The following is a 9699-nucleotide window of genomic DNA, read 5'->3' as shown; positions in this document are numbered from 1 at the left end:
GTACGGGACCTCGCGGTCGCGCTGAACGAGCTGGCAGCCACCGCGCGGGAGGGCCGCACCCGTCCCGCCGACCTGGCCGGCGGCACCGTCACCATCACCAACATCGGGGTGTTCGGAGTGGACGCGGGCACCCCGATCCTCAACCCCGGTGAGGCGGCGATCCTCTGCCTCGGCGCGCTGCGCCGCATGCCGTGGGTCGTCGACGAGCAGGTCGTTCCCCGGTGGACGGTGCAGTTGTCGCTGTCGTTCGACCACCGGCTCGTGGACGGGGAGCTGGGCAGCCGGGTGCTCGCCCACGTCGGGCGGTTCCTGGAGGACCCGCTGTGGGGCCTGGCCCTGCGCTGAGGCCCCCGCAGACAGACGGCGCGTGGACGGACAACGAGGTCCGTCCACGCGCCGTCGCCGTACGCGCCGCGCGCGTCAGTCCACGACCTCGAACCCCACGCCGGCCGACGGCCGTGGCGCGACGTCGTCCGCCGCCGCGATGGGCTCGCCGACCTCCTCGGACGCGGCCAGCCGGAACCGCACGTACTCCAGCTCGCCGGAGAACTCGTGCCGGGCCGGGTAGCTCGGCGACACCGGCGAGTGGATGCTGCGCCCGATGTCCATGCCCGCGAACCCGTGGAAGAACGGCAGCAACCGCGGGAACAGCGCCGCGCCCGCCGCCTCGCCGTCCACGTACAGCCGGCCGACGCCCTGGCAGTCGGCGGTCTTGGTCAGCTCGAACGTCAGCTCCACCGGGCCCAGCGGCAGCTCGCCCTCGGACCGCAGCACGTGGTGCTCGCCGAGGTAGTTGTACTCGTACACCAGGCGGTTGTCCTTGATGTGCAGCACGTAGCCGCCGCTGACGTTGCCGAGCGCCACGATCACGCCGCCCTGCGCCGCGTCGGTGCGGCGCGCCCGCGCGGTGATGGCGTGCGAGCGGTTCATCGTCGGCGGCACCGCCGCGCCGGACACAGTCGGTACGCCCGCCAGGTAGGTGAAGACCAGCCGGTCCCGCACCGACCCGGGACGTGGCACCCGGGCCCGGACCGCGAATCCCCTGTCGTCCAGCGGCAGCACGTCGTAGCGGGCCGCCTCGATCCAGAACTCCTCGATGAGACGCCGCAGCACCTCCGGGTACTCGGCGGCGAGGTCCCGGCTCTCGGTCGGGTCCTCGTCGATCCGGTACAGCTCCCAGCGGTCCTCGTCCCACGAGGTGCCGCGCTCGTGGAACGCGACAGCCTTCCAGCCCTGGTGGTAGATGCCCCGGTGGCCGAACATCTCGAAGTACTGGCGGTCCCGCGACGGCGGCGCCGCCGGGTCGCGCAGCCCGTCGCGGAAGCTGCGGCCGTGCAGCGGCATCTGCGGTACGCCCCGGCGCACCGCGGGCGGCTGCACCCCGACCAGGTCGAGCACCGTCGCGGTGACGTCGATGCTGTGCTGGAACTGCGTGCGCACCTGCCCGCCGGGCACGTCACCGGCCGGCCAGCTCAGCACGAACGGCACCCGGACCCCGCCCTCGTGGGTGTGCTGCTTGTAGCGGCGGAACGGGGTGTTGCTGACCTGCGCCCAGCCCAGCGGGTAATTGCTCTGCGCCCGCGGGCCGCCGATCTCGTCGATCCGGTCCAGGCTGTCCTGGAGGTTCTCCGGCACCCGGTTCTGGAAGGCGGTGGGGTTGAGCGTGCCGAGCGGCGTGCCCTCCGGGCTGGCCCCGTTGTCCGACATGAGGACGAAGATCGTGTTGTCGAGGCGGCCGATCCGTTCCAGGAAGTCGACCAGGCGCCCGAGCTGGGCGTCGGTGTGGTCGACCATCGCCGCGTACGCCTCCTGCATGCGGGCGAACAGGCGGCGCTGCTCCGGCGGCACGTCGTCCCACGGCACGACGCCGGGGTTGTGCGGTGGCAGCGGCGCGTCCGGCGGGATGATGCCCAGCCCGATCTGCCGCCGGTGCCGGTCCGCGCGGACGACGTCCCAGCCGGCGTCGTAGCGGCCCCGGTACTTCGCCAGGTACTCCGGCGGGGCCTGGTGCGGGGCGTGCGCCGCGGCGTACGCGAGATAGAGGAAGAACGGCTTCTCCGGGGTGAACGACGTCTGGTCCCGGACGAACCCGATGGCCCGGTCGGTCAGGTCCTCGGTGAGGTGGTAACCCTCCTCCGGGGTGGCCGGCGGGTCCACCTGGTGGTTGTCGTGGACCAGCTCCGGATAGAAGTTGTCGGTCTCCGCCTCCAGGAAGCCGTAGTACCGCTCGAAGCCACGGCCCAGCGGCCACTGGTCGTACGGCCCGGACGGCGTGGTGTGCTCCAGGAAGCCGCTGTCGAAGTTGGACAGCATGCGCATGCCGACGCTGTGGTGGTTGCGGCCGGTGAGCACGCTGGCCCGGGTCGGCGAGCACAGCGGCGAGGTGTGGAAGTTGGTGTACCGCAGCCCGGACGCGGCCAGCCGGTCGATCGTCGGGGTGTCGATCTCGGCGCCGAAGCAGCCGAAGTCGGCGAACCCGACGTCGTCCAGCAGCACGTACACCACGTTCGGGGTGCCCGGGGCGGCCGACGGCGGCGCGCTCCAGTGCTCCGTCGAGTCGTGGTAGGTGCGTCCGATCGTGCCCTCGTACGGAGGGTCCGCCAGCGAACTGGTCACGGTACGCCTCAGCCGGCCGTCGTGCCGCCGTCGAGGACGAGCGTGTGGCCCGTGACCATCCGCGCCTCCTCGCTGGCGAGGAACACCACCGCGTCGGCGGAGTCCCGTGGCGTCGCCATGCGGCCCAGCGGAATGGACGCGCGGAAGTTCTCCCGGGCGCTGTCCGGCACGTCGCCCATGCCACCGAGGAACGCCGACAGCATCGGCGTCTCGGTCGCCGCCGGGGCGATCGCGTTGACCCGGATGCCGTGCGGCGCGAGTTCCAGCGCCAGCGCCTTCATCAGGCCGATGACGCCGTGCTTGGCGGCGGTGTACGGCGCGTACCGGGGGCGGGCGATGACGGCCTGCAGGGACGCGGTGAACACGATCGCGCCGCCGCCGGCCTCGATCAGCGCGGGCACGGCCGCCTGCGCGGTCCAGAACGCGCCCTTGAGGTTGACGTCGATCACGCGGTCCAGCGTCGCCTGGTCCACCTCGTCGACCGGTCCGGTGAACGGCGTACCGGCGTTCGCGTGCATGAGGTCGAGCCGCCCGAACCGCTCGACGGCGGTCTCGACGGCGGCGCGGCAGTCCTGCGCCCGGGTGACGTCGCAGGCCACGCCGACGACGGCGGACCCGAAGCCGGCGGCCGCCTCGGCGGCGCGGTCGCCGTCGAGGTCGGCGATGACGACGCGCGCGCCCTCCTCGACCAGCCGGCCGACGGTGGCCAGTCCGATGCCGCTGGCGCCTCCGGTGACGACGGCGACGCGGTCAACCAACCTCATGTGCTGCTCCTGTTGAATCGGTCCAGGAGGTCGCCGCTCAGGGTGGGCACCGCGGACAGCAGCCTCTGGGTGTAGGGGTGCTGAGGGTCGGAGTAGATCGATTCGGTGTCACCCGTCTCGACGATCCGGCCCTGGTTCATCACCGCGATCCGGTCGCAGAGGTACCGGACCACGGACAGGTCGTGGGAGACCAGGATCAGGGTCAGCTTGAACTGCTCGGCCAGGTCGGTGAGCAGGTTGAGGATCTGCGCGCGCACCGACACGTCGAGCGCGCTGACCGGCTCGTCCCCGACGATGACCTTCGGCCCGGCCGCGAGGGCGCGGGCGATAGCGATGCGCTGCCGCTGACCGCCGGAGAACTGGTGCGGGTAGCGGGTCACCGCCTCCTCGGGCAGGCCGACGGAGTGCATCAGCTCGGCCACCCGGGCCCGGTGGTCGCCGGGCAGGCGCAGCGCGCGCATCGGCTCCGCGATGATGTCCGCGACGCGCATCCGCGGGTTCAGCGACGACATCGGGTCCTGGAGCACCATCTGCACGTCGCGCCGCAGGAACGCGAGCTTCCGCTCCGGTACGCCGCTGATGCGCTGGCCGTTGTAGAACGCGGTGCCCGACGTCGGCTGGTCGAGGGCCATGAGGATGCGCGACAGCGTCGACTTGCCGGAGCCGCTCTCCCCCACGATGCCGAACGCCTCGCCCTCGTGGACCTGCACGCTCACGCCGTCGAGCGCGCGGATCGGCTGGCCCGGCGTACGCAGCGACCGCCGCGGGGCGCGGTACTCGCGCACCACGTCGACGGCTTCCAGCAACGGGGTGGTGGTCATGCGCTGGCCTTCCCGCTTCCTAGGGGCTGGTCGCTCTCGATCGGGTGGTGGCAGGCGGCCCGCTGGGTGCTGCCGGGCGGCGCCGTCAGCAGCGGCACGGTGCCGCAGACGTCGTCGGCGCGCGGGCAGCGGTTGCGGTACACGCAGCCGGTGGGGAACGACCCGAGCGACGGCACGCGGCCCGGGATCGTCGACAGCCGGCCGCTGCCGTCGGTGCTCTCCAGCACCGTCGACGCCCGCAGGCCCGCCGTGTACGGGTGCCGGGGCGAGTCGAACACGGTCGTCACGTCGCCGTGCTCGACGATCGAGCCGCCGTACATGACGAGCAGTTCCTCGCAGATGCTGGCGACCACCGGCAGGTCGTGCGTGATGAGCAGCAGCGACGCGCCCTCCTCGCGCACCAGCGTGTCCATCAGCCGCAGCATCTCCGCCTGCACCGTGACGTCCAGCGCGGTGGTGGGCTCGTCCGCGACCAGCACGGCCGGGTCGCACGCCAGCGCGATGGCCAGCACGACGCGCTGGCGCTGACCGCCGGAGAGCTGGTGCGGGTACTTGCGCGCGGTCCGGTCGGGCTCGGGCAGCTGGACCCGTTCGAGCAGTTCGACGGCGCGGGCGGAGGCCGCCGCGCGGCTCATCCCCTTGTGCAGCCGCAGCGACTCGGCGACCTGGTTGCCGACCCGCATCAGCGGGTTCAGCGCCGTCATCGGCTCCTGGAACACCATGGCGATGTCGTTGCCGCGGACCGCGCACATCTGCTTGTCGGACAGGTCGAGCAGGTTCCGCCCGTTGAGCAGCACCCGGCCGGACGCGGTCACACCGTGCGGCAGCAGGCCCATCAGCGCGAGCGCGGTCAGGGACTTGCCGCAGCCGGACTCGCCGATGAGCCCCATCCGCCGGCCCCGCCCGATCTCGAACGAGACGCCCTTGACGGCCTGGATGTCGTGGACCTTGACGACGAGGTCCTCCACCACGAGCCCGCTCACGCCGGTCACCGTCCTCTCAGCCGCGGGTCGAGGGCGTCGCGCAGCCCGTCGCCCATGAGGTTGAAACCGAGCACCGACAGGGCGATGGCCAGACCGGGCCAGACGGCCAGCATCGGCTGCACGACGAAGTAGTTCTGGGCCTCCTGGAGCATCCGGCCCCAGGTGGGGGTCGGCGGCGGGGTGCCGTACCCGAGGTAGGACAGCGCCGCCTCGGCGAGCACCGCGTGCGCGAACGACACCGACGCCTGCACGATCAGCAGGGCCGCGATGTTGGGCAGCACGTACCGGACCATGAGCACCACGCCCCGGCGGCCGTAGCTGCGCGCGGCCAGCACGAAGTCGCTCTGCAGCACCTGCATCGCGCCGGCCCGGGTGAGGCGGCCGAACACCGGGACGTTGGCGACGCCGATCGCGATCATTCCGGTGAGCGTGGACGCGCCGAAGCCTGCCGCCAGGATGATCGCCAGCAGGATGGCCGGGAACGCGAACACGATGTCCAGCGCCCGCATCACCGGCTCGCTGAGCCAGCGGTGCCCGGTGGCGGCGAGCAGACCCAGCGGTACGCCGACGACGGCCGCGATCGCCACCGCGACGACGCCGACGAACAGTGTGGTCCGCGCGCCGACGAGGAGCTGGCTGACGATGTCCCGGCCGAAGTGGTCGGTGCCGAGCCAGTGGTCGCCGCCCGGGGAGAGCAGCGTCTGCGACGGGTCGACCCGGGTGGGGTCGTACGGCGTCCAGAGGAACGACACCAGCGCGGTGAGGACGACCAGGCCCACCAGGCCGGCGCCGATCACCAGCGTGAGGTTCCAGCGGCGGCGCGGCTTGACCGGGCCGGCCGCGACGACGTCGGCGGTGGCGTCCGGTGGGGCGTCGGCGACTGATGTCATGCCTTGCTCCTCAGCCTGGGGTCGACCGCGTGGTACACCACGTCGACGACGAAGTTGATCAGAAGCACCGCGGCGGTCAGCACCATCACCGTGCCCTGCACCTTCAGCAGGTCGCGGTTGCCCACGTCCTGCAGCAGCATCCGGCCGAGACCGGGCAGGCCGAAGACGTTCTCGATCACGACGGTGCCGATGAGCAGCGTCGCGAGTTGCAGACCGAGGACGGTGATGACCGGAATGGCCGCGTTGCGCAGCGCGTGCCGGGTCAGCGCCTGCGAGCGGCTGAGCCCCTTGGCCCGCGCGGTCTGGATGAAGTCCTCCTGCATGACCTCGACCACCGCGGACCGGACGTAGCGCATCAGGATCGCGCCCTGGGCCACGCCGAGGACCAGCGCCGGCATCAGCAGGGCCCGCACGGCGCCGCCGAAGTCGTCCCATCCGGTGAACCCGCCGGCGGGCAGCCACTGCAGCTTCACCGCGAACACGGTGATGAGCAGGATGCCGAGCCAGAACGACGGAACGGCGATGCCGACCTGGCTCAGCGCGGACAGCGCCGTGCCGATCGCGGTCCGGCTCTTCACCGCGGCGAGGATGCCCAGCGGTACGGCGATGAGCAGCGCCAGCGTCATCCCGGCCAGGATCAGCGGCACCGTCACGCCGAGCTTGTCGCCGATCTCCGAGCCGACCGACACCCCGCTCAGCGGCGAGATGCCGAAGTCACCGCGGATCAGGCCGCCGGCCCAGTCGAGGTACCGCTCGGTGAAGGGGCGGTTCGTCCCGAACTGCTCCCGCAGCGCCTCCAGCGCCTCCGGCGTGGCGTTCACGCCGAGCATCGCCTGCGCCTGGTCGCCCGGCAGCAGCGACAGCATCGTGAAGACGAGGATCGACGCGGCGAACAGGGATACCGCGAGGATGGCCAGCCGCCGGACGAAGTAGATCACCATGCCTGTGTGCTCCCACTCCGAATCATGGCCTGATCATCACCATCTTGGTCACGGTCAGCTCCTCCATGGCGAAGCGCGGTCCCTCCCGGCCGATGCCGGAGTCCTTGACGCCGCCGTACGGCATGTTGTCGGCGCGGAAGCCGGGCACCTCGTTGACGAGCACGCCACCGACGTCGAGGCGGCGCACCACGTCGAGGGCCACCGCCAGGTCGCGGGTGAAGACGGCGGCCTGGAGCCCGTAGCGGGACCGGTTGACCAGCTCGACTGCCGCGTCCATGTCCGGCACCGACCGGACGCAGACCACCGGCCCGAAGATCTCCTCCGCCCAGCACTCGGCGTCCTCGGGGACGTCGACGAGCACCGTCGGCTGCAGCACCCGGCCCTGCGCCGTACCGCCGGCCAGGCAGCGCGCCCCGGCGGCGACCGCGCGGTCCACCCACGAGTGGACCCGCTCGGTGGACGCCTCGTCCACCAGGGCGGACACGCGGGTGTCGGCGGACCGGGGATCACCTGTGGTGACGTTCGCCAGCAGCGGCCGGAGGCGGTCCAGCAGCGCCTCGCGGACCGGCTCCTCGACGATCACCCGCTGCACGCTGATGCACGCCTGGCCGGAGGCGTAGAACCCGCCGCGTACGACCGCTTCCGCAGCCCGGTCGAGGTCGGCGTCGCGGCCGACGACGAGCGCCGCGTTGGACCCGAGTTCCAGCAGCACCTTGCGCGGGGCCGCGGCGCGGGCGATCTGGTGGCCGACCTGCGCGGACCCGGTGAACGACACGGCGGCGACGCGCGGGTGGGTGGTCAGGAGCTTGCCGACCTCGACACCGCCGGTGACGAGCTGGACGCCGGCGGCCGGGCAGCCCGCCCGGCGGAACAGGTCGATCAGCACCAGCGTGGCCAGCGGCGTGTTCGGCGCCGGCTTGACGATCACCGGGCAGCCCGCCGCCACCGACGGTGCGACCTTGTGGGCGGCCAGCAGCAGCGGGTAGTTGAACCCGGTGATGCCGACGACGACACCGACCGGACGGCGTACCCAGAAGCCGAGCATGCCCTCGCCGGCCGGCTGCATGTCCAGCGCCACCGTCTCGCCGGTGAGGTGCCCGACCTCCTCGGCCGCCGTCTCCAGCGTGACCAGCGTGCGGGCGACCTCGACCCGGCAGTCGACAAGCGGCTTGCCGGTCTCCAGGACCAGCAGTTCGGCGAGGTCGTCGGCGCGGGCGCGGACCTCGGCGGCGACTGTCGTGAGGATGGCGCGCCGCCGATGACCGGGCAGGCCGGCCATCTCCGCGGCGACCTCGTGCGCGGCGTCGACAGCCGCTTCCGCGTCGGCGGTGTCACCCCAGGGCGCCTGGGTCACGGTGCTGCCGTCGTACGGGAAACGGACCGGCGCGGTCTGCGCGGTGGTGGCCCAGCCCGCGCCGATCGGCAGGCCGGCGGGCAGCGCGGTCAGCAGCTCCTGCGCGGTCACGACGCCGCACCCGTCGCGGCGCCGGTGAGGAAGGCCAGCGCCGCCTCGGCGTAGACCCTGGTCTTGCGGACGATGTCGTCGACCTCGACGTACTCGTCGGGCTGGTGGGCGATCCACTTCGGGCCGGGGCCGTACACCACGTTCGGGATGCCGCTGTCGCGCCACAGGATGGTGCCGTCGGTCGCGCCGGGCACTCCGCCGAAGACCGGCGCCGTACCGGTGACGGCGCTGTGCGCCTGCGCCACCGCCAGGGAGATCGGGTGGTCCTCCGGGGTGACCGCGCACGGCCGGTCGTCGACGACCTCGACGGCGAAGCTGACGCCGTGCCGGGCGCCGATTTCGTCGGCGTCGGAGCGCACGCGCGCGGCGAGCGCGGCGTGGTCGACACCGGGGACGGTCCGGCAGTCCACGCCGAGCACGGCGCGGCCGGGGATGACGTTGAGCTGGTTGGCGGAGCCGGCGTCCAGGACCGTGGGGGTCAGGAACGTCAGGCCGAGGTGCTCGTGCTCCCCCGGGTCGGCCTGCAGCTCCTTCTGGTACCGGCCGAGCGCGGCCACCAGTTCCGCCACCGCCGGCACGGGGTTGCGGCCGTGCTGCGGCATCGCGCCGTGCGCCATCTTGCCGGTGCAGGTGACCAGCAGGCGGACCGCGCCCTTGGCGACCGCGCAGATCTCCTCCGCCTCCGGCTCGCAGATGATCGCGGCGTCCACCCCGCGGGCCAGCGCGGTGGTGGTGAAGTGCTTCGCGCCGAGCATCTGGCCCTCCTCGTCCACCAGGGCCGCCACCACGATCCGGCCCGGGAACGGTCCGGCCAGCTCGACGGCCCGGGCCGCGTGGATCATCGCGGCGACGCCGGCCTTCATGTCGGCGGAGCCGCGACCGTACAGCCGCCCGTCGACGATGTCGCCGCCGAACGGGTCGACCGTCCACTCCTCGGGAGAACCCTCGGTGACGACGTCGGTGTGCCCCTCGAACATCAGCGTCGGGCCGGGCAGGCCGCCCTCCACCACCGCCACCACGTTGGGCCGCCCGGGAACGACCTCGGTGACCTCCGGCCGCCAGCCGAAGCCCCGCATGACCTGCGCGACGAGCTCCGCCACTGGCTGCTCGCTCCGCCCCTGCGCGGCGTCCCAGGTCGAGGGGATGCGGACCAGGTCCTGGGTGAGCGACACGACGGCTTGCTCGTCCACGAGATGGCCGGCGCGGAGGGAGGCATGGG

9 protein-coding genes are annotated in these 9699 nt (G+C 72.7%); 1 reads left to right on the top strand and 8 read right to left on the bottom strand.

The features are described from left to right. Positions 1-345: 2-oxo acid dehydrogenase subunit E2 (locus tag KBX39_RS13015; protein WP_210870685.1), on the top strand; the 345-nt coding region annotated here is incomplete at its 5' end. 75 nt (positions 346-420) lie between these two features. Here KBX39_RS13015 and KBX39_RS13010 read toward each other — a convergent pair. The 8 genes from KBX39_RS13010 to KBX39_RS12975 all read right to left on the bottom strand — a co-directional run. Further along, positions 421-2616 (bottom strand): arylsulfatase, encoded by a 2196-nt coding sequence (locus KBX39_RS13010; RefSeq protein ID WP_210870682.1) that lies wholly within the window; start codon positions 2614-2616, stop codon positions 421-423. An 8-nt stretch (positions 2617-2624) separates the two neighbouring features. After that, complete coding sequence (locus KBX39_RS13005; RefSeq protein ID WP_043328763.1) at positions 2625-3380, bottom strand: SDR family NAD(P)-dependent oxidoreductase; 756 nt, start codon at positions 3378-3380, stop codon at positions 2625-2627. Next, positions 3377-4201, bottom strand: coding sequence for an ATP-binding cassette domain-containing protein (locus KBX39_RS13000; RefSeq protein WP_030503861.1), 825 nt, complete (start codon positions 4199-4201; stop codon positions 3377-3379). Before KBX39_RS13000 ends, KBX39_RS13005 begins: the two co-directional genes overlap by 4 nt. After that, positions 4198-5184: an ABC transporter ATP-binding protein gene (locus tag KBX39_RS12995; RefSeq protein WP_231915594.1), complete on the bottom strand. Its 987-nt coding sequence runs from the start codon at positions 5182-5184 to the stop codon at positions 4198-4200. The genes KBX39_RS13000 and KBX39_RS12995 overlap by 4 nt, the downstream gene beginning before the upstream one ends. Positions 5185-5189: 5 nt before the next feature. Then, positions 5190-6074, bottom strand: a complete 885-nt coding sequence (locus KBX39_RS12990) for an ABC transporter permease (protein WP_043328759.1) — start codon at positions 6072-6074, stop codon at positions 5190-5192. Continuing rightward, a complete protein-coding gene (locus KBX39_RS12985) occupies positions 6071-7015 on the bottom strand; it encodes an ABC transporter permease (RefSeq protein WP_069087252.1) in 945 nt (314 codons plus the stop codon). Before KBX39_RS12985 ends, KBX39_RS12990 begins: the two co-directional genes overlap by 4 nt. 22 nt (positions 7016-7037) lie before the next feature. Continuing rightward, positions 7038-8480, bottom strand: a complete 1443-nt coding sequence (locus tag KBX39_RS12980; protein WP_187693389.1) for an aldehyde dehydrogenase family protein — start codon at positions 8478-8480, stop codon at positions 7038-7040. Beyond that, the coding region (locus tag KBX39_RS12975; protein WP_210870679.1) for a M20 family metallopeptidase at positions 8477-9699 on the bottom strand (1223 nt) is incomplete at its 5' end. The genes KBX39_RS12980 and KBX39_RS12975, both read right to left, overlap by 4 nt.

This window comes from Micromonospora sp. D75 (genome assembly GCF_018070405.1).
Taxonomy (GTDB): Bacteria; Actinomycetota; Actinomycetes; order Mycobacteriales; family Micromonosporaceae; genus Micromonospora; species Micromonospora chalcea.
This window is presented reverse-complemented; position numbering and strand designations above follow the sequence as displayed.